The 26,268-nt window shown below is 72.3% G+C and carries 27 protein-coding genes; 14 read left to right on the top strand and 13 right to left on the bottom strand.

Going from position 1 to position 26,268, the window contains the following annotated elements; all coding sequences use genetic code 11:
• Positions 1 to 76: 76 nt before the first annotated feature.
• Positions 77 to 1,741 (bottom strand): urocanate hydratase, encoded by a 1,665-nt coding sequence (gene hutU, locus AB0H32_RS32765; RefSeq protein ID WP_361128129.1) that lies wholly within the window; start codon positions 1,739 to 1,741, stop codon positions 77 to 79.
• Positions 1,742 to 1,854: 113 nt separating this feature from the next.
• Here hutU and AB0H32_RS32760 point away from each other — a divergent pair, with 113 nt between their 5' ends.
• From AB0H32_RS32760 to AB0H32_RS32740, 5 genes are all read left to right on the top strand, one after another.
• On the top strand, positions 1,855 to 3,276 hold the full coding sequence (locus AB0H32_RS32760; RefSeq protein ID WP_361128127.1) for a diaminopimelate decarboxylase: 1,422 nt from the start codon (positions 1,855 to 1,857) through the stop codon (positions 3,274 to 3,276).
• 178 nt (positions 3,277 to 3,454) lie between these two features.
• The gene (locus AB0H32_RS32755; protein ID WP_361128124.1) at positions 3,455 to 3,844 is read left to right on the top strand and encodes a hypothetical protein; all 390 of its coding nucleotides are present in this window, start codon (positions 3,455 to 3,457) and stop codon (positions 3,842 to 3,844) included.
• Positions 3,841 to 4,659, top strand: coding sequence for a transcriptional regulator (locus AB0H32_RS32750; protein ID WP_361128122.1), 819 nt, complete (start codon positions 3,841 to 3,843; stop codon positions 4,657 to 4,659). Before AB0H32_RS32755 ends, AB0H32_RS32750 begins: the two co-directional genes overlap by 4 nt.
• A gap of 31 nt (positions 4,660 to 4,690) precedes the next feature.
• The gene (locus tag AB0H32_RS32745; RefSeq protein ID WP_361128119.1) at positions 4,691 to 5,185 is read left to right on the top strand and encodes a roadblock/LC7 domain-containing protein; all 495 of its coding nucleotides are present in this window, start codon (positions 4,691 to 4,693) and stop codon (positions 5,183 to 5,185) included.
• 11 nt (positions 5,186 to 5,196) lie between these two features.
• A complete protein-coding gene (locus AB0H32_RS32740) occupies positions 5,197 to 5,571 on the top strand; it encodes a hypothetical protein (protein WP_361128116.1) in 375 nt (124 codons plus the stop codon).
• Positions 5,572 to 5,590: 19 nt separating this feature from the next.
• Here AB0H32_RS32740 and AB0H32_RS32735 read toward each other — a convergent pair whose 3' ends face one another.
• From AB0H32_RS32735 to AB0H32_RS32725, 3 genes are all read right to left on the bottom strand, one after another.
• Complete coding sequence (locus tag AB0H32_RS32735) at positions 5,591 to 6,184, bottom strand: hypothetical protein (RefSeq protein WP_361128113.1); 594 nt, start codon at positions 6,182 to 6,184, stop codon at positions 5,591 to 5,593.
• Positions 6,185 to 6,275: 91 nt separating this feature from the next.
• The gene (locus AB0H32_RS32730; RefSeq protein WP_361128138.1) at positions 6,276 to 7,124 is read right to left on the bottom strand and encodes a MurR/RpiR family transcriptional regulator; all 849 of its coding nucleotides are present in this window, start codon (positions 7,122 to 7,124) and stop codon (positions 6,276 to 6,278) included.
• A gap of 104 nt (positions 7,125 to 7,228) precedes the next feature.
• Positions 7,229 to 8,737 (bottom strand): aromatic amino acid ammonia-lyase, encoded by a 1,509-nt coding sequence (locus AB0H32_RS32725; RefSeq protein ID WP_361128110.1) that lies wholly within the window; start codon positions 8,735 to 8,737, stop codon positions 7,229 to 7,231.
• A gap of 284 nt (positions 8,738 to 9,021) precedes the next feature.
• Here AB0H32_RS32725 and AB0H32_RS32720 point away from each other — a divergent pair, with 284 nt between their 5' ends.
• Genes AB0H32_RS32720 through AB0H32_RS32710 form a run of 3 tightly spaced genes read left to right on the top strand, consistent with a single transcriptional unit; the run spans position 9,022 to position 11,772 of the window.
• Positions 9,022 to 9,687 (top strand): carbonic anhydrase, encoded by a 666-nt coding sequence (locus AB0H32_RS32720; RefSeq protein WP_361128107.1) that lies wholly within the window; start codon positions 9,022 to 9,024, stop codon positions 9,685 to 9,687.
• 32 nt (positions 9,688 to 9,719) lie between these two features.
• Positions 9,720 to 11,321, top strand: a complete 1,602-nt coding sequence (locus AB0H32_RS32715; RefSeq protein ID WP_361128104.1) for a SulP family inorganic anion transporter — start codon at positions 9,720 to 9,722, stop codon at positions 11,319 to 11,321.
• 19 nt (positions 11,322 to 11,340) lie between these two features.
• On the top strand, positions 11,341 to 11,772 hold the full coding sequence (locus tag AB0H32_RS32710; protein ID WP_361128135.1) for a hypothetical protein: 432 nt from the start codon (positions 11,341 to 11,343) through the stop codon (positions 11,770 to 11,772).
• 6 nt (positions 11,773 to 11,778) lie between these two features.
• Here AB0H32_RS32710 and AB0H32_RS32705 read toward each other — a convergent pair whose 3' ends face one another.
• On the bottom strand, positions 11,779 to 12,540 hold the full coding sequence (locus tag AB0H32_RS32705; RefSeq protein ID WP_361128101.1) for an SDR family oxidoreductase: 762 nt from the start codon (positions 12,538 to 12,540) through the stop codon (positions 11,779 to 11,781).
• 146 nt (positions 12,541 to 12,686) lie between these two features.
• Between AB0H32_RS32705 and AB0H32_RS32700 the strand changes: the two genes are divergently transcribed.
• Complete coding sequence (locus AB0H32_RS32700; protein WP_361128098.1) at positions 12,687 to 13,568, top strand: helix-turn-helix transcriptional regulator; 882 nt, start codon at positions 12,687 to 12,689, stop codon at positions 13,566 to 13,568.
• Positions 13,569 to 13,951: 383 nt separating this feature from the next.
• On the opposite strand, the gene AB0H32_RS32695 is transcribed toward AB0H32_RS32700, so the two are convergent.
• Positions 13,952 to 15,343 carry a cystathionine beta-synthase gene (locus AB0H32_RS32695; RefSeq protein ID WP_361128096.1) on the bottom strand — a complete coding sequence of 464 codons (1,392 nt, stop codon included), beginning with the start codon at positions 15,341 to 15,343 and terminating at the stop codon, positions 13,952 to 13,954.
• A gap of 161 nt (positions 15,344 to 15,504) precedes the next feature.
• Here AB0H32_RS32695 and AB0H32_RS32690 point away from each other — a divergent pair, with 161 nt between their 5' ends.
• The 3 genes from AB0H32_RS32690 (at position 15,505) to AB0H32_RS32680 (ending at position 19,204) form a co-directional block, all read left to right on the top strand.
• Positions 15,505 to 16,524 (top strand): SGNH/GDSL hydrolase family protein, encoded by a 1,020-nt coding sequence (locus AB0H32_RS32690; RefSeq protein ID WP_361128093.1) that lies wholly within the window; start codon positions 15,505 to 15,507, stop codon positions 16,522 to 16,524.
• Positions 16,525 to 16,905: 381 nt separating this feature from the next.
• Entirely contained in the window at positions 16,906 to 18,126 is a 1,221-nt protein-coding gene (locus tag AB0H32_RS32685; protein ID WP_361128090.1) for an acetyl-CoA C-acetyltransferase, read from the top strand.
• Between the two features lie 283 nt (positions 18,127 to 18,409).
• Positions 18,410 to 19,204 carry a hypothetical protein gene (locus AB0H32_RS32680; RefSeq protein ID WP_361128132.1) on the top strand — a complete coding sequence of 265 codons (795 nt, stop codon included), beginning with the start codon at positions 18,410 to 18,412 and terminating at the stop codon, positions 19,202 to 19,204.
• Positions 19,205 to 19,236: 32 nt separating this feature from the next.
• Here AB0H32_RS32680 and AB0H32_RS32675 read toward each other — a convergent pair whose 3' ends face one another.
• Complete coding sequence (locus tag AB0H32_RS32675; protein ID WP_361128087.1) at positions 19,237 to 19,548, bottom strand: hypothetical protein; 312 nt, start codon at positions 19,546 to 19,548, stop codon at positions 19,237 to 19,239.
• 99 nt (positions 19,549 to 19,647) lie between these two features.
• Here AB0H32_RS32675 and AB0H32_RS32670 point away from each other — a divergent pair, with 99 nt between their 5' ends.
• Positions 19,648 to 19,878 carry a DUF4287 domain-containing protein gene (locus tag AB0H32_RS32670; RefSeq protein ID WP_020940491.1) on the top strand — a complete coding sequence of 77 codons (231 nt, stop codon included), beginning with the start codon at positions 19,648 to 19,650 and terminating at the stop codon, positions 19,876 to 19,878.
• Between the two features lie 67 nt (positions 19,879 to 19,945).
• On the opposite strand, the gene AB0H32_RS32665 is transcribed toward AB0H32_RS32670, so the two are convergent.
• The 6 genes from AB0H32_RS32665 to AB0H32_RS32640 form a co-directional block, all read right to left on the bottom strand.
• The gene (locus AB0H32_RS32665) at positions 19,946 to 20,806 is read right to left on the bottom strand and encodes a Bax inhibitor-1/YccA family protein (RefSeq protein ID WP_361128084.1); all 861 of its coding nucleotides are present in this window, start codon (positions 20,804 to 20,806) and stop codon (positions 19,946 to 19,948) included.
• A gap of 111 nt (positions 20,807 to 20,917) precedes the next feature.
• Positions 20,918 to 22,168 carry a 4-hydroxybenzoate 3-monooxygenase gene (locus AB0H32_RS32660; protein ID WP_361128081.1) on the bottom strand — a complete coding sequence of 417 codons (1,251 nt, stop codon included), beginning with the start codon at positions 22,166 to 22,168 and terminating at the stop codon, positions 20,918 to 20,920.
• Between the two features lie 192 nt (positions 22,169 to 22,360).
• A complete protein-coding gene (locus AB0H32_RS32655; RefSeq protein ID WP_361128078.1) occupies positions 22,361 to 23,035 on the bottom strand; it encodes a hypothetical protein in 675 nt (224 codons plus the stop codon).
• Positions 23,036 to 23,085: 50 nt separating this feature from the next.
• Complete coding sequence (locus tag AB0H32_RS32650) at positions 23,086 to 25,005, bottom strand: hypothetical protein (protein WP_361128076.1); 1,920 nt, start codon at positions 25,003 to 25,005, stop codon at positions 23,086 to 23,088.
• 112 nt (positions 25,006 to 25,117) lie between these two features.
• Complete coding sequence (locus AB0H32_RS32645) at positions 25,118 to 25,336, bottom strand: hypothetical protein (RefSeq protein WP_361128073.1); 219 nt, start codon at positions 25,334 to 25,336, stop codon at positions 25,118 to 25,120.
• Positions 25,337 to 25,388: 52 nt separating this feature from the next.
• Positions 25,389 to 25,604 (bottom strand): hypothetical protein, encoded by a 216-nt coding sequence (locus AB0H32_RS32640; RefSeq protein ID WP_361128070.1) that lies wholly within the window; start codon positions 25,602 to 25,604, stop codon positions 25,389 to 25,391.
• Between the two features lie 230 nt (positions 25,605 to 25,834).
• Between AB0H32_RS32640 and AB0H32_RS32635 the strand changes: the two genes are divergently transcribed.
• Positions 25,835 to 26,242, top strand: coding sequence for a helix-turn-helix transcriptional regulator (locus tag AB0H32_RS32635; protein ID WP_361128067.1), 408 nt, complete (start codon positions 25,835 to 25,837; stop codon positions 26,240 to 26,242).
• Positions 26,243 to 26,268 lie beyond the last annotated feature (26 nt).

Here is a 26,268-nt window from a genome sequence, read left to right as displayed (position 1 = left end):
CTGGCGTAGGGGCGTTAGCCGCCGGAGGCGGAGCTGCGGCCGATCGGCAGCAGCTCCGCCCACATGCTGTGGAAGGTCACGCCTGGTCACCCTCGCGCATCGGCACCCGGACCCCGCGCTCCTGCGCGACGGACTCCGCGATGTCGTAACCGGCGTCCACGTGCCGGATGACGCCCATGCCGGGGTCGTTGGTGAGGACACGGCGGATCTTCTCGCCGCCGAGCTTCGTACCGTCGGCCACCGTGACCTGGCCCGCGTGGATGGAGCGGCCCATGCCCACGCCACCGCCGTGGTGGATGGAGACCCAGGACGCGCCGGAGGCCACGTTGACCATGGCGTTCAGCAACGGCCAGTCGGCGATCGCGTCGGAGCCGTCGAGCATGGCCTCGGTCTCGCGGTACGGGGAGGCGACGGAGCCGCAGTCGAGGTGGTCGCGGCCGATGGCCAGCGGGGCCGCCAGCTCGCCGGAGGCCACCATGTCGTTGAAGCGCTCGCCGGCCTTGTCGCGCTCGCCGTAGCCGAGCCAGCAGATGCGGGCGGGCAGGCCCTGGAAGTGGACGCGCTCGCCGGCCATCTTGATCCAGCGGGCCAGGGACTCGTTCTCGGGGAACAGCTCCAGGAGCGCCTTGTCGGTCTTGGCGATGTCGGCCGGGTCACCGGACAGGGCGGCCCAGCGGAACGGGCCCTTGCCCTCGCAGAAGAGGGGGCGGATGTAGGCGGGGACGAAGCCGGGGAAGGCGAACGCCCGGTCGTATCCGGCCAGCTGGGCCTCGCCGCGGATGGAGTTGCCGTAGTCGAAGACCTCGGCGCCGGCGTCCATGAAGCCGACCATGGCCTCGACGTGCTTGGCCATGGACTCGCGGGAGCGGGTGGTGAAGCCGGCCGGGTCCTTGGTCGCCTCGTCGGCCATGTCCTCGAAGGCCACGCCGACCGGCAGGTACGACAGCGGGTCGTGGGCCGAGGTCTGGTCGGTGACGATGTCGATGGGCGCGTTCATCGCGAGCAGCTGCGGGACCAGGTCGGCCGCGTTGCCGAGGACGCCGATGGACAGCGGGCGGCGGGCGTCACGGGCATCGGTGGCCAGCTGGAGCGCGTGGTCGAGGCTGTCGGCCCTGACGTCGAGGTAGCGGTGCTCGATGCGGCGCTCGATGGCACGCGGGTCGCAGTCGATGCAGATGGCGACGCCGTCGTTCATGGTGACGGCGAGGGGCTGGGCACCGCCCATGCCGCCGAGGCCGGCGGTGAGGGTGATGGTCCCGGCGAGGGTGCCGTTGAACTTCTTCGCGGCGACGGCGGCGAAGGTCTCGTAGGTGCCCTGGAGGATGCCCTGGGTGCCGATGTAGATCCAGGAGCCCGCGGTCATCTGGCCGTACATGGTCAGGCCGAGGGCCTCCAGGCGGCGGAACTCCTCCCAGTTGGCCCAGTCGCCCACGAGGTTGGAGTTGGCGATGAGCACGCGCGGGGCCCACTCGTGGGTCTGCATCACGCCGACCGGGCGGCCGGACTGGACCAGCATGGTCTCGTCCTGCTTGAGGGTCCTCAGCGTGCGCACCATCGCGTCGAAGGAGCGCCAGTCACGGGCGGCCTTGCCGGTGCCGCCGTAGACGACGAGCTTGTCCGGGTGCTCGGCGACCTCGGGGTCGAGGTTGTTCTGCAACATCCGCAGGGCGGCTTCCTGCTGCCATCCCAGGGTGCTCAGTTCCGTGCCGCGCGGTGCTCGTACGGGGCGGGGTCCCGACATCGTCTGCCTCCTTCTGTAGCTGCGTCTATTCACATCCTGTCTCCCTGAATAGAACTAGTCAATACATCGGTGGACCCGCGTCGGCGCGCCGGGGGTGTTTGGCTGGAAGGCGCATGGAAGGACACGAAGGGACGCGAAGGCCGACAGAGACGGGGAAAGGCGTGGAGCACGACATCGACAACGAGGCCCGCGCCCGCGCCGCCCGGCGGGACGAGGCGGTGCGCGGCGCGGTGCAGCAGGGGCTGCTGGGGCCGGATGCGGCCCTGGCGGGACTGCTGGACGTCACCGGCATCCGGGAGTCGGCCGCGGCCCTGCGGACGGCGTTCGACGCGGTCGTGGCGCCGGGCACGCCGGTGCTGCACGCCTTCGCGGTGAAGGCGACCCCGCTGGTGCCGGTCCTGCGGCTGCTGCACGAGGAGGGCATCGGCGCGGAGGTGGCGAGTCCGGGCGAGCTGGCGCTGGCACGGGCGGCGGGCGTGCCGCCGGAGCGGACGGTGCTCGACTCGCCCGCCAAGACCCCGGCCGAGCTGCGCGAGGCGCTGGCGCTGGGCATCGCCGTCAACGCGGACAACCCGCAGGAGCTGGACCGGCTCGATGCCCTCGTCCGGCCGTCGCCCACCCGGTCGCCGCTCGGCCTCCGGATCAACCCGCAGATCGGCGGCGGCAGCATCGGGGCGACCTCGACGGCGACGGCCACCTCCAAGTTCGGCGTGGCGCTGCGCGACGAGGGGGCCCGGGAGTGGGTGGTGCGGGCCTGTGCGGACCGGCCGTGGCTGACCCGGCTGCACGCACACACCGGCTCGCAGGGGATCCCGCTGCCGCTGCTGGCGCAGGGCGTCGCCCATACGTACGCACTCGCCGAGGAGATCAACGCCCGGATCGGGCGGCAGCAGATCGACACGCTCGACATCGGCGGCGGGCTGCCGGTCGACTTCACCGCGGAGGCGACCGCGCCGACGTTCGCGCAGTACGCGCGGCTGCTGGCCGACCGGGTGCCGGGGCTGTTCGACGGCCGGTACGGGCTGGTGACCGAGTTCGGGCGGTCGCTGCTGGCCAGACACGGCACGGTGGTGGCGCGGGTGGAGTACGCGAAGATCTCGGGCGGGCGGCGGATCGCGGTGACGCACGCGGGCGTGCAGGTGGCCACGCGGACCGTGTACGCACCAGGGGCGTGGCCGCTGAGGATCGCCGCTTACGACGCCAAGGGGCGGCCGAAGGCGGGCCCCGAGGTGGTGCAGGACGTGGCGGGCCCGGCCTGCTTCTCGGGCGACCTGCTCGCCGAGGAGCGCGCGCTGCCCCTGCTGGAGCAGGGCGACTACGCGGCGGCGCTGGACACGGGCGCGTACTACTTCGCCCACCACTACGCCTACAACTCCCTGGCGCGGCCCGGGATCTACGGCTTCGCGCCGGACGGGGCCGGCTCGGTCGTCTTCGCGACCGTGCGGGAGCCGCAGACCGTGGCGGAGATCGTGGCCGAATCCGGAGGGGCGCACGCGGACAATCTCACCACCCTGCCTGCACCCGGGAGCCGTTGACGCACCCCCGCTCCCTCTCGAACAAATGGATCAACTGCCGTGAAACAGTCGTCAGTTGACCCACACTAGTACGCCGGGCGCACGTTCCACTGGAAAATGCCAAAGGCCTCACCCCTCACGCACACGTTGCGTAGTGTCCCTGTCACTCAACCGGAGTACAGCGGGGAGGGGAACCGGCGTGCCCGGAATCGACGAGTGCCTACTGGAGGCGATGCGGCTGCCCGGTGCCCGGGGAGCCGCCCTGGTGGACTGGACTAGCGGACTGGCGCTGGGCACGGTCGGGGACGCCCCCGGCGGTGACCACGAGACAACCGCCGCCGAGGCCGCCGAACTGGCCCGCCTGGCCGCCGAGCACGGCGCCTTCACGGCCGGGGACGAGGTGGACGGACGCCCGCCCGTGGAAGACGTGATCATCAGCAACCGCGACAGCTACCACCTGCTGCGGTTCGTGGTCACGTCCTTCGACAGCAGCGTCTTCCTGCACCTGTGGATCGGTCGCGAGGACGGCAACCTCGCGCTCGCCCGGATCCGGCTCGGTGAGATGGCCGACCGGCTGGTGCTGGGATGACCAGGGTCGGGACACCTCCGCCGCTGCCGGTGCGCGACAGGACCGCGGCGGCGGACCGTACGGCGGGCGCGCTGTCGCCGATGCTGCGGCGGCTCGCCGAGGAGCAGGCCACCGGGGTGCTCGTGCGCGAACACGGCACGCTGCACCTGGCCCAGGGCCGGGTGGTGCACGCCGAGAGCCCGCTCGCCCCGGGCCTGGACGTGCTCCTCACGGCCCACGGCACCCTCGCCGTGGCCGCCTGGCAGCAGGCCGCCGCCCGGGCGTCCGGCACCGCGGACGCGGCCCGTCTCCTGCTGGAGGCCGGACTGCTGCCCGAGGGCGCGCTGGAACTGTGCCATCTGGACGCGCTGTACGACGCCGGGTACTTCGCGCTTGCGCCGAGCAGCACCCCCGGCCGGTTCCGCTACGACAGCGGGCCGCGCATCGGCCCGCTGCCCTCGGTCCCGGTCATAGCCCTGGAGCGCGAGACGCTGCGCCGCCGTCTGCTGCTGCACCGCCTCTGGCCGGACCCGGCGGCCGACAGTGCCCCGCTGATCCGCGCCGACCCGGCCGGTGCGGCGCCGGTCACCCCGCGCCGACGGGCGGTCCTGGACCGGGTGGACGGCGCCCGCACGGCCCCGGAGATCGCCCGCAACCTGGGCAGACAGGCGTTCCACACGCTGGTGGACATACGCCGGCTCACGGCGGCCGGACTCGTCCGGCCGGTGCGGACGGTGTCCGCACCGCCGCCCCCCACTCCCCCTCCCCCGCTCACGGTCACCGACCCCGACATCGCGCTGCTGAAGAGGCTCAGGGATGCGCTGGAGGCGCTTTGAAAGGCACCGCCCCGCCGAGAGGAGAGAGCTGATGGTGCCCGAACAGGACCTGCAGGCCGTCCTGGACGAACTGCGCCGGCTGCGGACCCGTGTCCCGCAGCTCACCGGCGCGCTCGCGGCCGGCGTCGACGGGCTCGTCGTCGCCCACGACACCCCGGGCGTCGACCCGGAGGGCCTCGCGGCGCTCACCGCGGCAGCGCTCGGCGTCGCCGTACGCGTCGCCGACGCCACCGGGAACGGCGTCTTCCGGGAGCTGCTCGTGCGCGGCGAGCACGGCTACGTCGCCACCTACGCGGCCGGCCGCACCGCCGTGCTGACCCTGCTCGCCCAGGACCGGGTCAATGTCGGCCGGCTCCACCTGGAGGGCCGCCGGTCCGGCGCCCGCATCGGGGAACTGCTCGATGCCGCCGAGGCCGCCGCCCAGGCCGCACGCCCGGTCACCAGAACCACACCCGCACGGACCCGCACCACACGCACGCCACGCACCACGACGGCCGCCGAGGCGCGCACCGCAACCGACAGTTGAGAGGACACACCATGGCCAACACCGAGATCGCCCTGAAAGAGGCGCTCACCTCCATCGAGGGCGCGACCGGCGTCGCGCTCGTCGACTACACCAGCGGCATGGCGCTGGGCACGATGGGCGGCAGCAAGAGCTTCGACCTGAACGTGGCCGCCGCCGGCAACACGGACGTGATCCGCGCCAAGATGCGCACGATGGAACACCTCGGCCTCAAGGGCGACATCGAGGACATCCTGATCACGCTGTCGGACCAGTACCACCTGATCCGCCTGCTCAAGGGCCGCGGCGGCAACGGCCTGTTCCTCTACCTGGTCCTGGACGCGAGCCGGGCGAACCTGGCGATGGCCCGGCACCAGCTCAAGAGGATCGAGTTGGAACTGGAGGTCTAGGGCCCCTCCCCCAGCCGAGTCAGAGGAGCGCCGCGGTACGGCGGCGGGCCCCGCCCGGGGCCGCGTCGCCGGCCGCGATGCCCGTACCGCGCAGGCCCTCCACGGCCTTCCCCACCGGGTTCCCGCCCCGCCGGTCGAGCCAGTCGACGCGCACCCACAGCAGCGCGTCCCCGGCGCGCTCGCGCCGCCCGAGCCAGGCGGCCTTCAGCCGGAGCCCGGCGCCGGCCCCGGCGAGCAGCATGCCGCCGGCCGCGGGCACCGCGAACGAGCTGCCGAAGGCGACGGCGAAGGCCGACAGCAGCCACCAGCGGTGCCCCCGGCGCCAGGTGCGCACGGTGACCGCCCGGTCCTGCAGGACGTCGTGCTTGCCCGCGCGGGCGGCCCCGCGGGCGAGGGCGGTGTACCGCCTGCGCCGCGCCGTCACCACGACGGCCGCGGTGACGAGGAACAGCGCGGCCCCGGCCAGGACCCCGATCCGGCGCCCGGTCACGCCGGGCACCAGGACCCCGGTCCCGGCGGCGAACACCCCGAGCCACCACAGCGGTGCGGCCCCCGCCCGTACGACGACGGCCACTCGGGCCAGTCCCTGTCCTCCGCGTCCTGCGCGCGCCACGTCGGCCTCCCGTGTCACGTGTCCATCAAGCGTCTGCGTGTGCGCACGACGCTAGTGGCTGAACGTGAGACGAGTCTGAGAGCGCGCCAGATCAGTCGACGAACAGTCCGCGGGCCGCCGCGTTCGCGTCGAACTCCTCCAGCCTCGCCTGGGCGTCGGGCAGATCGTCGCAGACCGCCTCCAGCAGCACCCGCCCGAGCAGCATCGGCGCGCACGCGGTGTCGAAGGCGAGCCCGGTGCCGACCGCGGCGGGCAGCAGCAGGTCGGAGTACCTGGCGACCGGGGCGAAGGCCGAGTCGGCGACCGTGACGACGGTCAGGCCCGCCTCCTTGGCGTAGCCGAGGGTGTCGACGACCTCACGCGGATGCCGGGGCAGCGCGAAGCAGAGCAGGGCGGTGGCGCCCGCGCGGACGGCCGCGTCGATGCGGTCGTGGATCATCGTGCCGCCCTCGTTGAGCAGCCGGACGTCCGGGTGGACCTTGGCGGCGAAGTACGCGAAGCCGTACGCCTGCGAGGCGGCGGCGCGCAGGCCCAGCACCGGCAGCGGGCGGGAGGCGGCCAGGATCCGGCCGGCCCGCTGCACCGGCCGCGGGTCGGCGAGCAGCTCCGCGAGGTGCTTGAGGTTCTCGATCTCGGCCTCGACTGCCTGCTGGTACTCGTTGTACGAGCCGGTCTCCGCGGCCGGTTCGGCGGGCACGACCTCGCGCAGGTGCCGACGCAGGGCGGGGTAGCCGTCGAAGCCCAGGGCGACCGCGAACCGGGTCACCGAGGGCTGGCTGACCCCGGCCAGCTCGGCCAGCTCCACGCTGGACAGGAAGGGCACGTCGGCGGCCCGCCGCACCATGCTGTGCGCGATGCGGCGCTGGGTCGGCGTGAGCCGGTGCCCCTCGAAAAGCGTCTGCAGCCGGGTGGCCGGGCTGTCCGTCACACCGGCTGTCACGCCGGACGCCACACCGGACGTCGTGCCGGACGCCACACCGGACGTCGTGCCGGAGGTCACCCCGGGCGTTCCACCGGGGGTCACCCCGGTACTCCTGTCCACGCTCATGCCGTGCTCCCCCTCCAGATGTCCGTGAACCGGTCGAGCAGTGCGGCCGCCGTCGTCACGTCGTGTGTGAGCGGCCGGTCGGCCGGGTCGTCGTCGAGGACCGCCTCGGCCAGCGCCAGCGCCCGGCCGGCCGGAAGCCCCGGGTCGGGCCTCAGGTCGCGCTGGCGCAGCGCCCGGACGGCGGCGACCAGTTCGCAGCCCGCCACCAGACGGTACGCATCGCACGCGCGCAGGGTCTGGCGCGCGGCGAGCGAGGCGAAACTCGCCTGTTCCTCGACGCCCCGGGAGAGTACAGCGTGACCGAGCGACGCGGGGGCGGAGAAGGCCCGCAGGTCGCCGAGGGCCGCTCCGGCCGCGTACTCCAGGATCATCACGCCGGAGGAGGCCGGCTCGTGGTCGGCGAGGAAGGGGCGCAGGCGGGTGTAGGCGGGCTCGTTGAGGGTGGACAGGCGGGACGTGGACAGGCGGGCCACCTGGGTCACGGCGAGCCGGAAGTGGTCCAGGGCGAGGGCGAGCTGGGCCTGGTAGAAGCCGCCGTGGTGGTAGGCGGCCAGGTCGGCCGGGGCGATCAGCGGGTTCTCGGCCGCCGCGTTGATCTCCACGGTCAGGACCTGCTCCAGGGCGTCCGCCGCGTCGTGCGCGGGGCCGTGGATCTGGGGCAGGCAGCGGAAGCCGTACGGGTCCTGGATCCGGCCGAGCGGCGGGGTCGGCCGGTCGGCGGCGCCGATCAGCTCCCGCATCCGACGGGCCACCTCGGCGCTGCCGCGATGCGGGCGGGCGATGTGCACGGGGGCGGCGTACGGCTCGTGGGAGCCGTCGACGGCGAGCAGGGACAGCGCCGCGACGACCTGGGTGGCGCCGATCAGCCCGCGCAGTTCGTGCAGTGCGAGCACGGACTGGCCGAGGGTGAGCGCGTTGCTGCTGATCAGGGCGAGGGCGTCGTTGTTGTCCAGGGGCTGCGGCTCGGGGGCGGCGGCGCCCCGCCACGGATGCTCCCCGGCCAGCGCGAGGCCCACCTGGGCGAGCGCCGCGATGTCACCGGTGCCGACGGAGCCGAACTCGTTGACGACCGGGTACGCACCCCTCTCCAGCGCCTGGCACAGCGCGGTGACCACGGCGGGCCGCAGTCCGGCGCCTGCGGCCAGCACCTGGTTGGCGCGGACGGCGAGCATCGCGCGGACCTGCCGGGCGGGGAGTTCCCCGCCCACGGCGCCGGCGTGGCTGCGCAGCAGGCGCAGACCGTGCCCGGCGGCGGCCTCGGTGGGCACGTCCTCGTTCCGGTTCGCACCCACACCGGTGGAGCGGCCGTACACGCGCCCGGTCGCCGCGATCTGCCGGGCGGCGTTCCAGGACTCCTCCGCCCGCCGCATCGCCTCGGCCGCGGGGACCGGCCGCGCGGCCCCGTCGGCGAGGCGCACGACGTCCTCGACTCCGAGGGCTCCCCCGTCCAGGACCACTGCCGCGGACCGTACGGATTCGGGCGCGTCCATGATGCGAGACGCCATCAGGCCCACACTCCCCTCGCACGCACGGACAGCCTATTCAGACACCGAGAACTCTGCATGACGTCATACAGCCGGGCAAGAGGCGTCTCATGCGCAGCTCAACACGGTCTGCAAGCGCTTCCCGTCGCAGTAACGGTCCTGCCGAAACCGCCGCTCAAGCGGTGGTATCGCCGTGGCGATGATCTGACGACGAATCACCCAAGTGTCGTTAAACGACCACCGAGGGTGACTGATCGGGTGCTTACCGTGAAAGGGCGCTACTGGCACGACACTGAGGAAGCGTCATGGCCTCCAACCGCAGGGCCTTCCTGACGGCCACCGCCGTCACCGCACTGGCCGCCGCCCCGGCGACGGCCGCGCCCGGTCCCCCTCCCCATCCGCCCGTCACCGCGTACAGCGCCCTCGACGAACTCCTCGCCGGCAACCGGCGCTACGCCGCGGGCCGCCCCCGGCACCCGCACGACAACGCCGGGCGGCGCCGTCTGCTGGCCGCCGCACAGCACCCGTTCGCCGTGATCGTCGGCTGTATCGACTCCCGCGTCCCCCCGGAGCTGGTCTTCGACCAGGGGCTCGGCGACCTGCTGTGCATAAGGACGGCCGGCCAGGTGCTGGACGAGGCCGTGCTCGGCTCCGTCCAGTACGGCGTGGAGGAACTGGGCGTCCCGCTCGTGGTGGTCCTCGGGCACGAGCGCTGCGGGGCCGTCGCCGCCACGCTGGAACATCTGCGCACGGGCGCGCCGGTGCCGGGCCATCTGGAGCTGCTGGTGGACGAGATCGTCCCCGCCGCCCGCCGCACCCGCGCACTGCCCGGTGACTGGGCCGAGCACACCATGCGGGCCCACACCGCCTGGGTGCGGGACGCGATCCGCGCGGACCCCGCGTTCGGCACCGCGCATGTCGAGGCGGCACGGTTCGATCTCGATACCGGGCTCGTGTCCCTGCTGCCCTGAAACCCGCATCCAGCACAGCCCCTGAAGAAGCCATGAACCTGACCCGAGCCCTGTCCGTCCTGCCCTCCCTCTCCGACCTGCGGTCCATGGCCCGCGCCCCGCGCCGCGATCTGCTGTGCGGGCTGACCGTGGCGGTCGTCGCGCTGCCTCTGGCCCTCGGCTTCGGCGTCACCTCCGGACTCGGTGCCGCCGCCGGGCTGACCACGGCGGTCGTCGCCGGTGCGCTGGCCGCGCTGTGCGGCGGCAGCGCCCGCCAGGTCAGCGGCCCGACCGGCGCGATGACCGTGGTCCTCGTGCCGATCGTGCACCGCTACGGCGCCGACGGCGTCCTCACCGTCGGCCTGATGGCGGGGGTCGTGCTACTGGTCCTCGCCTTCGCCCGGGCGGGCGCCGCGATGGCGTACGTCCCCGCTCCATTGATCGCCGGTTTCACCCTGGGCATCGCCGCTGTGATCGCCCTGCAGCAGGTGCCCGCCGCGCTCGGCGTGCCCACCCCGCGCGGCGAGCAGGTCGCTCTGGTCGCCGCGCGGGCGGCGCAGGAGTTCGGGCGCGCGCCGCACTGGCCGGCGCTGCTGCTCGCGGCCTGCGCGGCCGCCGTCGTGCTGGGCGGCGCCCGCTGGAAACCGGCCGTGCCCTTCTCGCTGGTGGCCGTCGCCGCCGCGACCGCCGCCGCGCAGGCGCTGCACCTGACCGTCGCCCGCATCGGTACGCTCCCGGCGTCCCTGCCCGCGCCCTCGCTCTCCTTCCTGGACCTCTCCCGTCTCCCCTCCCTGCTCGCCCCGGCCGCCGCGGTGGCCGCCCTCGCCGCCCTGGAGTCCCTGCTGTCGGCGTCGGTCGCCGACGGACTGCGGCCCGGCGAACGGCACGACCCGTCCAAGGAGTTGTTCGGGCAGGGCATCGCCAACCTGGCGGCCCCCCTGTTCGGCGGGGTCCCGGCGACCGGCGCCATCGCGCGCACGGCGGTCAACGTCCGCACCGGCGCCGCCTCCCGGCTGGCCGCGCTCTCGCACGCCGTGATCCTCGCCGGGATCGCGGCCCTCGCCGCCCCGCTGGTGGGCCGGATTCCGCTGGCCGTGCTGGCCGGGGTGCTGCTGGCGACGGCCGTACGGATGGTGGAGCGGGACGCGGTCCGGGCGATGGCGAGAGCCACCCGCGGCGACGCGCTGGTGCTGGTCCTCACCGCCGGCGCCACGCTCGCCCTGGACCTGGTGCGGGCGGTGCTGATCGGCCTCGGCGTCTCGGTGCTGCTGGCACTGCGCGCGGCGGTGCGCGGCACCCGGCTCACCCCGGCCGCGGCCGACGAACTCCCCGGCGAGGCAAGCACGGTGGCGTACCGCTTCGACGGTCCGCTGCTGTTCGCCGCCGCCCACCGCTTCCGGCGCAGCCTGGCCGACCTGCACGACGGCGTCTCGGCGGTCGATCTGCGGCTGTCCGGGCTGACGGCGGTGGACGCGACCGGGGCGCTCGCACTCAAGGACGCGATGGACGAACTGCGCAGCCGGGGCGTCGAAGTCCGCATCAGCGGGGTAGAGCACGGTCACCGCCGGGTTCTGGAGTCACTGGGAGTCCTCCCTGCGAGCCCCACCCCGAACAGGGGGGCTATCCCCAGTGCGGCGGGCGTGCCGACTGTCTAATGTTGCGGACATGACGGCAATGGATGCGCGGGACGCCGACTTCAAGAAGGAAGTGGACGCGACCCTGCAGGCCCGCAGGGAGCTGGGCGAGGAGTACGAGTCCGCCCTGGTGGACTCGTTCCTGGAGAAGGTCGACCAGCGCATCGACGGCGCGGTCGAGCGGCGGGTACGGCGGCAGATGGCGGAGACGCAGATGGTGATCGCCCGTGACTCCCGCTCTCCGAAGGCGACCGACTCCTGGGCCGAGCGCTTCGGCTTCGGCATCGTCTCGCTGGTGCTGGCGATCCCGCTGTCCGCGATCGGCGCCTACTACGCCCACCTCGCCGGTCTCCTGGTCACCTGGGCCGGCATCGTCGGCGTCAACGCCGTGCAGGGGGGCCGCGTCAACACCGGCCTCTTCGGCACCCGGCGCCGCAAGTCCTCCTCCCAGGACGGTGACTGGCAGGAGTGAACCGGCTCAGGCCTGCCGGGTCGGCAGCACCATGATCTGACGCAGGTTGACGTGCCGGGGGCGGCTGCTCGCGTAGGCGACGACGTCCGCGACCTCAGCCGCCGAGAGTCCCCCGATCGCCTCGAACATGCCGTCCAGCTGCCCGGACAGGTCCCCGCTGTCGACGTGCGTCTTCAGCTCGGTGTCCGTGAGCCCCGGCTCGATGTTGGTGACCCGCACGTCGCGCGGCCCGAACTCGGTGCGCAGGGACTGCGAGAGATGGGTGACGGCCGCCTTGGTCGCCCCGTACACCGCGTAGTTGGGGAAGGCGACGTGGGCGCCGATGGAGGAGATGTTCACCAGGTCGGCGGTGCGGCCCCCGGCGGCCGCGGCCACCAGGTCGGCGGTGAAGGCGCGGATGACCCGCAGCACCCCGGTCACATTGGTGTCGAGCATCCGCTGCCACTCGTCCAGACGCCCGTCGTCGACGGGGTTCGGCAGCATCACACCGGCGTTGTTGACGACCAGGTCGACGGGCCCGAAGGCCTCGTGGACCAGATCGCGGGCGGCCTCGACCGACGCGTCGTCGGTGACGTCGGCGGCCACCACCAGCGCCTCGCCGCCCTGCGCCCGGATCTTCCCGGCGACGGTCTCCAGCCGGTCGGCGCGCCGCGCGAACAGCGCCACCCGGGCGCCCTCGGCGGCGAGATGGAGCGCGACGGCCTCGCCGATGCCGCTGGCGGCTCCGGTGACGACGGCGGTACGGCCGAAGAGGTTCTCGTACGACATGGGTGTTCCCCCTGGTGCGGTGGCCGGGGCGTCTCCCCGGCGGCTGACACCACCTTCGCCGGGCGCGGGCACCCTACCCAGGGAACGGCTTTTCCTGGGTCTGCCAGTACCAGGTTCGGCGGCCCGTCCCTGACTACGATCGCCCCATGAACGGGGACCGGAACGAAGGAGAAGTGGGCGACTTCCTGCGCTCACGTCGCGCTCGCATACGGCCCGAGGAGGTGGGGCTGCCCGCGCACGGGAGGCGCCGCGTACCGGGTCTGCGCCGCGAGGAGGTGGCCCAGCTCGCGGGGGTCAGCGTGGACTACTACATCCGCCTCGAACAGGGGCGGGCCTCTGGGGGCCCCTCCCGGACGAAGTCCGGGGGCGTCTCCGATGCGGTTCTGGACGCGATCGCGCGGGTGCTGCGGCTGGACGAGACCGAGCACGCGTATCTGCGCACGGTGGCCCGCCCGCGCCGGAAGCGGACGAAGCAGCCGGCCGCGCCCCGCGTGCGCCCCGGCATCCAGGCGCTGCTGGACGGCATGGAACGCCACCCGGCCTTCGTGCTGGGCCGCCGGATGGACGTGCTGGCGTGGAACGCGCTCGGCGACGCGGTCAACGGCTTCAGCCGCCTGGCACCGGGCGAGCGGAACATGCCCCGGCAGGTCTTCCTGAACGCCGACGGCCGGGAGCTGTACCCCGAGTGGGCCGCGGTGGCCGCGCAGACGGTGGCGCACCTCAGGCTGAACGCGGGCCTGTACGCCGACGACCGCGAGTTGTGCGCCCTGGTGGGCGAACTCTCCCTGAAGAGCAAGGACTTCCGCCGTCTGTGGGCGGACCACCAGGTCAAGGAGTGCGCGTACGGCGTGAAGAAGGTACGGCACCCGGTGGCGGGCGTGCTGACCCTGCCGTACGAGACCCTGACGGTCCCGGCGGACCCGGAGCAGACGATCGTGGTGTACACGCCGGAACCGGGTTCGGAGACGGCGGAGAGGCTGGCGCTGCTGGGCAGTTGGAAAGCGACAACAGCCGCAACCATGAATTGAGGAACCACAACGGCGAGCAACCGCCTCCGCGAGAGCGGAGGCGGCTCAGCCGCAAGAGGGGGTTGCGCGGGGACCGCCGCACCCCCGTTGCCGGGGGGCGGGACGACGGCGGTCCCCGCGAGGGACGCGGGCCGGGTCAGGGCCGGGCTTGCGCGTCCATGGCGTCCATGGAGGTCCGGGAGCCGCTCCGGAGGTCCTTGGCGCCGTTCGGCGCCGGCCTGGGCGGGGAGCCGCTCCCGCCCTGCCGACACCCACTAATGTGCCGGACCCGTGTTAAGCGGGTGCTGCGTGCACGTGACACGCTCGTACCACTTCCGCGACGGCGCGAACGGCCGCGGTCACCGCAAGTTCGCCGCCGGCACGGGCTGTTCACCGCACGTTCGCTACTGCTTTCCGCCCTTGGCCAGGAAGGCCAGCAGGTCCTGCCGGCTGACCACACCGGTCGGCTTGCCCTCGACCAGGACGATCGCCGCGTCCGCCGAACCGAGCACCGACATCAGGTCGCCGACCGGCTCGCCGGAGCCGACCTGGGGCAGCGGGGGCGACATGTGCTTCTCCAGCGGGTCCTCCAGCGAGGCCCGCTTGGAGAACAGGGCGTCCAGCAGCTCCCGCTCCACGACCGACCCGACGACCTCGGCGGCCATCACGTCCGGGTGACCGGCGCCCGGCTTGACCACCGGCATCTGCGAGACGCCGTACTCGCGCAGCACCTCGATGGCCTGGCCGACGGTCTCCTCCGGGTGCATGTGCACCAGGGAGGGAATGGCGCCGTGCGCCTTGTCGTTCAGGACGTCGGCGACGCGGGCGCTGGGGCCCTCGTCCTCCAGGAAGCCGTAGTCGGCCATCCACTCGTCGTTGAAGATCTTGCTGAGGTAGCCGCGGCCGCTGTCGGGCAGCAGGACGACCACGACGTCGTCCGGACCGAGCCGCTCGGCGACCCGCAGCGCGGCCACGACGGCCATGCCGCAGGAGCCGCCCACCAGCAGGCCCTCCTCCTTGGCGAGGCGGCGGGTCATCTGGAAGGAGTCCTTGTCGGAGACCGGGACGATCTCGTCGGCGACGGTCCGGTCGTAGGCGGTGGGCCAGAAGTCCTCGCCCACGCCCTCGACCAGGTACGGCCGGCCGGAGCCGCCGGAGTAGACGGACCCCTCGGGGTCGGCGCCGATGACCTTCACCGTGCCGTCGCTGACGTCCTTCAGGTAGCGGCCGGTGCCGGAGATGGTGCCGCCCGTGCCCACGCCCGCCACGAAGTGGGTGATCTTCCCCTCGGTCTGCTCCCACAGCTCGGGGCCGGTCGAGTGATAGTGCGAGAGCGGGTTGTTGGGGTTGGAGTACTGGTCGGGCTTCCACGCGCCGGGGGTCTCGCGGACGAGGCGGTCGGAGACGTTGTAGTAGGAGTCCGGGTGCTCGGGAGCGACCGCCGTCGGGCAGACGACGACCTCGGCACCGTACGCACGCAGCACATTGATCTTGTCGGTGCTCACCTTGTCAGGGCAGACGAAGATGCACTTGTAGCCCTTCTGCTGGGCCACGATGGCGAGGCCCACGCCGGTGTTGCCGCTGGTCGGCTCCACGATCGTGCCGCCCGGCTTCAGCTCCCCGCTCTGCTCGGCGGCCTCGATCATGCGCAGGGCGATGCGGTCCTTCACGGAACCGCCCGGGTTGAAGTACTCCACCTTGGCCAGGACCGTGGCCTGGATGCCCTCGGTCACACTGTTGAGCCGCACCAGCGGGGTGTTGCCGACGAGGCTGATCATCGAGTCGTGGAAATGCACCGTTGTCTCCGGTTGCTTACAAAAACAGTGGTCATGGTTGGTGCCGCCAGCCTACGGCCCCGGGGTGACCCGGGGCGGGCGTTCACTCCCCGTTGAGATTGACGCACGGGCAGTACGGGGCAAGGAGTGGATGTACGGCTACGAGGAGGTGGCGGCGACGCATGACGAGCATGTCGAGGGCGAGAGTGGCCCGGCGCATCGCGGCCGGAGCGGCGTACGGCGGCGGCGGAGTCGGGCTGGCCGGAGCGGCCGCCGTCGGCCTGCTGCTGGCCGAGCTGCAGATGGCCCGGCGCCACGTGGGCAACGGCAGCAGCGGCCGGGTACCGGTGGCCGACGGTGTGTACGGCCATGTCTACGGCATCCCCGGTGAACCGGCCCTCAGACTGACGATGCTCGGCGACTCCACGGCCGCCGGGCAGGGGGTGCACCGGGCCGGGCAGACACCGGGTGCGCTGGTGGCGTCGGGGCTGTCGGCGGTGGCGGAACGGCCGGTGGAGCTGCGCAACGTCGCCCTTCCGGGGGCGCAGTCGGACGACCTGGACCGGCAGGTGGCGCTGGTGCTGTCGGGCTCCTTTCCCGTCCCCGACATCTGCGTGATCATGATCGGTGCGAACGACGTGACGCACCGGATGCCGCCGACCCGCTCGGTACGGCACCTGTCGGCGGCCGTACGACGGCTGCGGACGGCCGGGGCGGAGGTGGTCGTCGGTACGTGCCCCGACCTCGGCACCATCGAGCCGGTGCAGCAGCCGCTGCGGTGGCTGGCCCGGCGGGCCTCGCGGCAGCTCGCGGCGGCACAGACGATCGGGGCGGTCGAGCAGGGCGGGCGCACGGTGTCGCTGGGCGATCTGCTCGGGCCCGAGTTCGAGGCGAATCCGCGGGAGCTGTTCGGTCCGGACAACTACCACCCCTCGGCGGAGGGGTACGCGACGGCTGCGATGGCGGTGCTGCCGACGGTGTGCGCCGCGCTGGGGCTGTGGCCGGCGGAGGAAGAACGGCCGGACGTCTCCCGCCGCGAGGGCTTCCTGCCGGTGGCCCGCGCTGCGGCCGAGGCGGCGTCCGAGGCGGGTACGGAGGTCACGGCGGCGATGCCGACCGGGCCGCGGGGGCCGTGGGCTCTGCTCAAGCGCCGGCGCCGGCGCCGCGTACCGGAGGCCGAGCCGGCAACCCCGTCCCCCTGACGCCCCTTTTCCCACCCACCCGTCCCGGCCGGCGAAAGGGCGAGGTCCAAGACGCCGGCTCCCCGGCCGGCCGGCAAGTCGTCTCCACCTGCCGGGCGGGCACACGCCCGCCCGGCCGACGGGAACGCTGCGCGCCGGTTGCGGTCTGTCGCGCCTCCCTTCCTGCGGGTGCTGCGTCGGCGGGAGCTCTTCGGCGAGGCCGTGCGGGGAGGCTTTCGGCCTGCCGAGGTGAGGGGCGGGTGGGAGAATGGGGTTCGGTCAGCCAAGCAAGCGCTTAGACAATTGCGGTCAGCGTCACACCCCGACACCGATGACCTCGCAGGTACGGACGGGTAACTTCCCAGCAGGTCCTGCAATCACCCCTATGCCACTGGAGCCGTGATGCCCGAAGCCGTCATCGTCTCGACCGCCCGCTCCCCGATCGGCCGCGCCGGCAAGGGATCCCTCAAGGACCTGCGCCCCGACGACCTGACGGCGACGATCATCCAGGCGGCCCTCGCCAAGGTCCCCGAGCTGGACCCCAGGGACATCGACGACCTGATGCTCGGCTGCGGCCTCCCCGGCGGCGAGCAGGGCCACAACCTCGGCCGGATCGTCGCCGTGCAGATGGGCATGGACCACCTCCCCGGCTGCACCGTCACCCGTTACTGCTCCTCCTCGCTCCAGACCTCCCGCATGGCCCTGCACGCCATCAAGGCCGGCGAGGGCGACGTCTTCATCTCGGCCGGTGTCGAGACGGTCTCCCGCTTCGCCAAGGGCAGCTCCGACGGCCTCCCGGACACGCACAACCCCTTCTTCGCCGAGGCCGAGGCCCGTACCGCCGCGGTCGCCGAGCAGGAGGGCACCACGTGGCACGACCCGCGTGAGGACGGGCTGGTCCCGGACGCATACATCTCGATGGGCCAGACCGCCGAGAACCTGGCCCGCTGGAAGGGCGTCACCCGCCAGGAGATGGACGAGTTCGGCGTCCGCTCGCAGAACCTCGCCGAGGAAGCCATCAAGAACGGCTTCTGGGAGCGCGAGATCACCCCGGTGACCCTCCCCGACGGCACGGTCGTCAGCAAGGACGACGGCCCCCGTGCCGGCGTCACCCTGGAGGGCGTGTCGGGCCTCAAGCCGGTCTTCCGCCCGGACGGCCTCGTCACCGCCGGCAACTGCTGCCCGCTCAACGACGGCGCCGCGGCCCTGGTCATCATGAGCGACACCAAGGCCCGCGAGCTGGGCCTGACCCCGCTCGCCCGCATCGTGTCGACCGGCGTCTCGGGCCTGTCCCCCGAGATCATGGGTCTCGGTCCGGTCGAAGCCAGCAAGCAGGCCCTGCGCCGGGCCGGCCTGACCATCGACGACATCGACCTGGTCGAGATCAACGAGGCCTTCGCCGCCCAGGTGATCCCCTCCTACCGCGACCTGGGCATCGACATCGACAAGCTGAACGTCAACGGCGGCGCCATCGCCGTCGGCCACCCCTTCGGCATGACCGGTGCCCGTATCACCGGGACGCTGATCAACTCGCTGCAGTGGCACGACAAGCAGTTCGGCCTGGAGACGATGTGCGTCGGCGGCGGCCAGGGCATGGCGATGGTCATCGAGCGCCTCAGCTGATCGACCCTCGGTAGCCGTACGGACACAGCAGGTACGCGAAGGGCCCGGAACCCGGAAAACCCCTGGGTTCTGGGCCTTTTCGTGATCCAATCTCCCTCAAGGTGTGACCTATCTCCCTCGCCGGAGGCATCTGCGCTGGTCAGTGCCGTGGGACCGGAAAACCCACGACCAAAGTCCTGTCCCTTTCGTGACGTTACGCACTGACAGCTGGTTAGTCCGCCCTTCAAGCTGATGTAGGAAGTCGGGGGTCGACTTTGAACCTGGGAGTACGTCAGTGAGCGCCATGCCGATCGCCCTGCTGCTCACCACGGCCGCCACGGGCGCCGTGGGCGTCGCCGTCCTGCGCACCGTCCTGAAGCTGCGCCGCCAGCTCGCGGAGCTTCAGGCCCAGCTCGCGGAGAACCAGACGGCGGCCATGCGCACGCTGCTGCCCGCCGCCCGTACGGCCGCGGACACCGACGAGATACGCGCGGCCGTGGCCGAGGCGCTCGCCGAGGAACGGGAGCGGGAGCTCGCCGAGGCCCGTGCGTTCTGGGCCGCCCAGGAGGCCCGTGACGCCTCGGACGCGCCGTCGCTGCTCGGCCTCGCCGACGGACTGGCCGACACCGATCCGTTCCTGCCCCGGCAGGCCGACTTCGCGGGCCTGGAGCCGCTGGAGCCGGTCGCCGAGCCGGCCACCGAGGCCGACGAGACGGCCGGGGAGTCCGCGGAACTGGCCGCGGCCCGCCGCCGCCACCCCTCGCACCCCGACTTCGTCCCGGTGCAGTCGCCGGTCGTGAACGACCACGAGCGCACGGTGACCACGCTGGAACAGCTGGCCGCCGACCAGGTCGAACTCTCCGACGTCCGCCCGGGTCCCCTCGGCACCCTCGACGTCTACGTCTTCGCCGACGGCACCACCCTGTGCATGACCCCGGGCCACCGCGAGACGGCCGAACGCCTGGCAGCGGCCGTGCGCGACGGCGAAACCCCGTACCTCCTGGGCGGTTCGGGCATCTCCGGTGCCTACGCGCTCACCTTCACGTGCGGCGACGACACGGTCTACATCCTCGCCGACCGGGTCATCGCGTCCCTCTGACGGCGCCTCTCTAACGGGGCGGGCACCCGGCCTCAGACCCCCGCCCTCTTCCGCGCCTCCTCCACCAGCCCCACCGCCTCGGTGACCTGATCCTCGCTCTCCAGCACCACCGCCAGGTCGTGCGCGGCCACCAGAATCTGATCAGCGGCCGCGAACATCCCCGCGTCCGGCATCTCCCGCGCCGCGGTGGCCGGTTCCTCGATGCTCTGCGTCCAGCGTGCCAACCGCCGGGCCAGCTCCAGCGCCTCCGCTGCGGCGCCGCGTTGCAGCCGGCTCTGCGGAGCCGCCCGCAACCGGTCGGCGAAGTGATCCACTGCTCGGGTCAAGGGCGTCGTATCAACCACGCGCCGAGCGTAACGCGCCGCACTGTTGCCAATACGCGAACGCTCAGGCACCGTGACGTGAAGGACCGGCTTACATCCCCTTTGCGTTCGGAGGCGCCGATGTCCCAACTCTTCTCCGAGGAGACCCACCGCAATCTGCTCGCTCGCATCCCGCACTGCACCGGTCGTGAAGTCTCCGACTGGCTGCGCACCGTAGAAGAAGGCCCCGCCCTGTTCCGCTTCGAGGAGAAGGTCAGCTGGCTCCGGCACGAGTACGACCTCGCGTACGGCCACGCCAAGGCGATCGTCCATGAGTACGACCTGAGGAGGGCGGCCCGGAAGCTGCTCTGAGACGCCGAGAGGGCCCCGGGTCGCGCCCGGGGCCCTCTCGCACGACCGGCCACGTCCGGCGCGTCGGCTAGTCGTTGTTGCTGAAGATCGCCACCAGCCGCAGCATCTCCACGTAGATCCACACCAGGGTCATGGTGAGGCCGAACGCGGCGAGCCAGGACTCGTTGCGCGGGGCGCCGTAGGCGATGCCGTCCTCGATCTGCTTGAAGTCGAGGGTCAGGAAGAACGCGCCGAGCACGATGGCGATGATGCCGACGATCGCGCCGAGCGGGCCGAAGCTGCGCAGGCCGCCGTCCGGGGCGACACCGAACGCGACCAGCAGCAGGTTGACCGCGAGGACCAGCACGAAGGCGAGGGCGATGGCCCCGCCGATGCGGGCGTAGCGGGCCGTGACGCGGACCCAGCCGGCCTTGTAGATCAGCAGGGTGGCGGCTGAGACCGCCATGGTGCCGAGCACCGCCTGGAAGGGGGCGCCGCTCCAGCGGCTGTTGTACATCTCGCTGATGACGCCGAGGAAGACGCCCTCGAAGGCGGCGTACCCCAGGATCAGGGCGGGCGACGGGGTGCGCTTGAAGCTCTGTACCAGACCCAGGACCATCGCGACGAGCCCGGCGCCGAAGGCCAGGACGTAGCTGGTCGGCGAGACGGGCAGCAGCGCCCACGCGAGGACGGCGCCGACAGCGACCGTGCCGAGCGTGAGGGCCGAGCGCACGATGACGTCGTCCATCGTCATCCGGCCGGTGGTGGCGGGGGCCTGCGGCGGGGCACCGTACTGCACGCCCTGCTGGGCGTACGGGTTCTGGGCGTACGGATTCTGCGCGTAGGGGTTGCCCTGTGCGTACCCGGCCTGCGGTGCGGTGTTGAAGCCGGCGTAGCCGTTGTCGCGGCTGAACCCCCGTCGCGAGAAGACCGGGTTACTGCTCCTCATTTCACTCCTCCATGACTGCCGCGTGCAGTCTTGGCTCGAGAGTAATGGATTGGCAAAGGATCGACCGTGATACTTGAGGAGGATCTTTCCCTCGCCCTGCTGCGCAACACGCTAACCGGAAGGCTTGTTCCCGGCTACGACGAGGGGGAAGCCCGTGTACGCGTCGGCGAGGTCGGTTTCGGCCGCGCGGCAGGAGGCGATCCGTTCCAGCCGGGCCAGCTGGAGACGCGCGTCGAACGCGCCGGCGTCCGGGGCGGAGTGCAGCAGCGTCGTCATGTCGTAGGAGAACCGTTCGGCCTGCCAGACGCGGCGCAGACAGGTCGCGGAGTAGGCGTCGAGGAGGTCGGGGGAACCGGTCTCCTCGGCGTGGGCGAGCGCCCGCGCGAAGGTGACGGCGTCCCCTACGGCGAGGTTCAGCCCTTTGGCTCCCGTCGGCGGCACGATGTGGGCGGCGTCACCGGCGAGGAAGAGCCTGCCGTGGCGCATCGGTTCGTGCACGAAGGACCGCATGGGCGTGACCGACTTCTGAGTGATGGGGCCGCGCCGCAGTGTCCAGTCGTCGCCGGTCTCCAGGCGTCGCTCCAGTTCGGCCCAGATCGCGTCGTCGGTCCACTCCTCGGCCTCGGTCCCGGCGGGCACCTGGAGATAGAGGCGCGAGACGAAGGATTCGACCGGGAGCGGAGCGACTTCCCCGGAAGGGTGGTGGCGGGCGGCGGGTGGGCGCATGGACAGGAGGGCGAAGCCTCTGTCGTGGCGGGCGTAGACCAGCTCGTCGTGGGAGGGGGCGACGTCGGCGAGGATGCCGAGCCAGGCATAGGGGTACGAACGTTCGAACACCCGGGACACGGCGGCCGGGAAGGCCTTTCTGGCCACGCCCCAGAAACCGTCGCACCCGACGACGTAGTCGCACTCCAGCACGTCCTCACGGCCCTGGTGGCGGAAGCGCACGCGCGGCCGGTCGCCGGTCGCGTCCTCGACGGCCAGGGCCTGGGCCCCGAACAGCAGCGGCCCGCCGTCGGCCAGCCGGAGGGCGATGAGATCCTTGCAGACCTCGGTCTGGGCGTAGACCATGACGGACCGTCCGCCGGTGCGGGCGGGGAAGTCCACGCGGTGGCGGCGCCGGTCGAAGCGCAGCTCGATCCCGTCGTGGCGCAGCCCCTCGCGGTCCATCCGCTCCCCGGCCCCGGCCGCCCGCAGCACGTCCACCGTGCCCTGCTCCAGGATGCCGGCGCGCTGGCGGTGTTCGACATGGGCGCGGTCGCGGCTCTCCAGGACGACCGAGTCGATGCCCGCGCGGTGCAGCAGCCGCGCCAGCAGCAGTCCGGCCGGTCCGGCTCCGATGATCCCGACGGTGGTACGCATCGGCCTGTTCCTCCGGCTGGGCGCCATCCCAGTGGATGTTCGCCTGGTGAAGTTTTCTGCACTCTTCGCTGGGCGTCGAGTCTGCGCCGGGGGGCGTGCGATGTCAATGAGCGAATGGGGTGACGGCCGGCCGTCGGCTCCGCGGGTGCGCTCACGGAACCGACGGCCGGCCCGGGACGGGCACGGCTCGGGTCAGTGGCCCGGCCAGCCGTCCAGGTGGCGGTGCAGGGTCACCGCCGGCTTGGCATGCTGCTGAGGAGCATGCGCGACGGCGTCGCCCAGCACCGCGGTCACCTCGGCGGCCAGTCCGTCCACGCGCTTTTGCAGCTCGGTGGCGGGCAGCGAGGAGCGGGTCAGCGCGTCGAGTCGGCGGTGGATGTCGTCCAGCTTGTGCCGAGTGGCGCTGTCCAGGCTGAACGGTGACGGTGTGGAGACGACGAACTGGTAGGCGCCGGCCAGGGTCTGGCAGCCGGTGCACTCCTTGTTGGCGGCGTCGCTGAGGTTGACGGCGTTCAGGTGGGTGTGTTCCCCGGCGACCGTGACGATCTGGAAGGACAGTGCGACCGAGCGGCAGTGGTCGTCCGCCGAACAGCCGGCGGAGACGGCGTTGGCCTGGTTGCGCACACCGACGGCGTTCACGGTGCCGAACTGCCGGACGGTGAAGGAGTCCCGGGCCTCGGTGTGGTGCGCCCGGTCGGCGTGGCTGAACACGTGGTCCGACGCGACGGCGGCGTGTGCCGGACCGGTTGCCGCCTGCGCCGGAACGGCGGTCGCCATTCCGGCCACGCCGGCGGCGAAGACCCCTATCCGTGCGACGCGGTGGGCGAAGGGACGGCTGCTGGACCGTTCCTTTCGATGGCTGCTCATGAACTCTCCTGACAAAGGGTGGAGGTGAGGTGTGGGCACGGGCGCCCGGGTCACGACGACACGGGAGCCGGTGACTCGGTGGGCGGTGCCGAGGGGCTGGCCGACGGCGACACCGGGACGCTCTCCGACGGCGTCGGCGAGGGCGCGGGCGCCGGTGCGGACAGCGTCGGCTGCGGCGCTCCTGCCGTGTCCCCGCCGGTCGGCTCGGGCTGCCGGGAACCGCTTCGGGTCGGCTTGCCCGGCTTGGCCGGCGCGGAGGAGGACGCCGGCGCCGACACGGAGGCACTGACCGGCGCCCCGCTCGACGGCCCGTCGGGTGCCCCCGGGGCCGGTGCCCCCGGAACCACCGACGGGGCTCCGGATTCGGCGCCCGGCCGGCCCGGCGAGCCGTCGGGACCCGTGCCCGGCGTCGACGCGTCCGGCGGCGCGGGCACATGCGTGGGCACACCGGGCTGCAGGATCGGGGCGATCGGCGGCTTCTTGGGCAGCGGCTGCGGGGTCACCCCGGACACCCACGCGTAACTGAGACCGGCCAGCCCGGCGAGCGTGAGGGCACACAGCACCAGCCGCAGCCGGGGCCGCCCGGCCGTGGACCGCTTGGCGGCCCGGAAGAGCCGGCCGCCGATCTTCACGGACAGGTAGACGACGCCCGCCATCGGGCACAGCAGCATGATCGTGCCGATCGTCCCGACGAGCCCCTCGATGATCTGCCCGTGCGCGAACGCCGAGCCGGTGCCGAGGAGTTGTTCGGTCAGCGACCGAATCATCGTGGTGAGGATCCGCGGCAGGTTCCACAGCGCGTACCCCATCTCGCCGACGATCAGCGGCACCATCGTCAGCACCCAGGTGGCGACGATGGTGCGCGCGGACTTCTTCAGCCCGGCGACCTCCGTGCGGGCCGCCCGCCCCTTGGCGCCGGGCGCCAGGGAGAGAAGGATCGGCTTGATCTTGCCGTAGAGGTCCGGCACGCCGGCGAGGTCGCCCAGGATGTAGTAGCCGTCCAGCCGGACGGCCGGCATCAGCTGTTCGAGGATCTCGAAGTGCCCGAGGTAGACCGCGGCCAGGAAGAACTGCGCCCCGGTGGCGAAGTAGGCCCCGGCCATGGCCAGCATGAAGACGACGTTGAAGTACACCCCGCCGAGGTCGGTCCGGATCCGGCCGGCGCGGCTGATCCGGTAGACGTCGGTGACGTCGGTGTACATCGAGGGCCAGATGAGGAAGAGCCCGCAGCCGATGCACCCGGGCCGGGCGCCGCCGTATCTGCAGGCCGAGGCGTGGCCGAACTCGTGGAAGACGAGCGAGGCCACGGTGAGGACGAAGACGATCAGGATCAGCAGCGGCTGGTCCAGGACCTCCAGAACCGGCTCGATCGCCCCGAAGAAGCCGAACAGCCACACGTCCATGGCCACGGCCGCGAGCAGCACGGCGACGACGACGGCCGGCCGGTGCAGCCAGGACAGTGCCCGTGCGATCTTCGCCGTGCGACGCTCGTCGAAGATCACCCGGTGGCCCTTGAGGGCGAGCAGCAGGTCGGAGCGCGGGGCGTCGACCTCGTCGCTCTCCTGCCCCTCGGGCACGGTCACGCCGAGCGGTTCGAGCTTGTTCTCCACCAGGTAGCGGACGTTTTCCCCGCTGACCTCGCGGCCGAACCGGGCGCTCACCCGGTGGGCGATCACGTCCATGTCCCGGACGCCGTCGACGGACGACGCCACCAGGTACAGCAGCCGTGACAGCTGCACGACCTGCCCGTCCCCCCGACGGGCGATGTACTTCGGGTCGGTGAAGCCCGACCCCTGGTACTCACCGTGCAGCTGCAGTCCCGCGCTGAGCCGTGGCACCGGGCGGCCCGGCACTCCGACGATCGGCACGGTGCCGGTCGTGACCTGCTCGTACGTCACCGGCCAGCCACCGGGCCCGGGCAGCGGGCCGGTGTCGTAGAGCGCGGAGGTGCCGTCTCCCAGCACCGTCATATGTGGTCTCCCCCCATGTCCTCGCCGCTTCCCCCCTGGCATGACGCCGGGGGCGGACCACGCCTGCGCATCGGTGCGATCCGCCCCCGGGGCCGTCCTCGCGGCGGTGCCGCTACTGCTTGACGGTGATCGTCTGCGCGGCGTGCGACTGGGCGTCCGACCACGCGGAGTGGTCGTTCAGGGCGGCCGACTGGTTGTCGGCGGCGATGTTCGCGACGTGCTTGGTGACGTTGACCGTCTTGCCGAAGCTGAACTTCAGACGACCGAGGGCCTCACGGCCCGGCAGCAGCTCCGCGGACTCGCCGTCCAGCTCGCGCATGTCCATGCTCATGGTGAATGTCCTTTCCTTGGTTTCTGCGGTGGGTCGAGGTGGTGCGCGAGTACTACTGGGTGACGGTGATGTTCTGCGAGGCGCCGGAGTCGGCCACCGACCACGCGGAGTGGTCGTTCAGGGCGGCGGACTCGTTGTGCGCGGCGATGTTCGCGACGTGCTTGGTGACGTTGACCGTCTTGCCGAAGCTGAACTTCAGACGACCGAGGGCCTCACGGCCCGGCAGCAGCTCCGCGGACTCGGCGTCGAGCTCATGGGCGTCCATCATGATCAATTCCCCCTCGGGAAAAGGCAGTTCCGGTCGGATCGAGTCAGGTTCCCCCCAGACTCTGTCCAACTTGGTCGGACGGACTGTCCAACGAGATTGGACACTAGGGCTTCGCGGGACAACTGCGCAACCCGATCGGGGAATCACCCTTTCGGCAGCCCGGCTACCCGACCGTAGAATCAGCCGCGACAGGGAGGTTCGGCCCAGCGGCGAGCAGGAAGTGACCAACGGTGTCCAACGCACTGCAGCAGTTGATCCGCGAGCGCCTCGACCGCAAGGGCTGGTCATACGGCGATGTGGCACGCCGCGGCGGCGTACCCCGCTCCACCGTCCACCACCTGGCGACCATGGACCGGGTGGCCCGCATGCCCCAGGCGACCACACTGGAGGGCCTGGCCAAGGGGCTCGAACTGCCGCTCGACACCGTGCGGCGCGCCGCGGCCGAGGCCTGCGGCATCCACGTGTACGGCGCCCCGGCCCCCGCGGACGCGGACGGCCCGGCCGCCCGGCCCAGCGACCCCGAGGTGGACCTGCTCATCGCCAGCGTGCAGCAGCTGTCGGCCGACGACCGGCGGCACGTCGCCGCCCTGGTGGAGTCCCTGCTGGGCCGCTCCGCGCAGCACACGCCGGAGAAGTGACCCGCCGGGGCGACGGCGCCGGCCCG

The organism is Streptomyces sp. NPDC020362 (genome assembly GCF_040642095.1).
In the GTDB taxonomy this organism is placed as follows: domain Bacteria; phylum Actinomycetota; class Actinomycetes; order Streptomycetales; family Streptomycetaceae; genus Streptomyces.
This window is presented reverse-complemented; position numbering and strand designations above follow the sequence as displayed.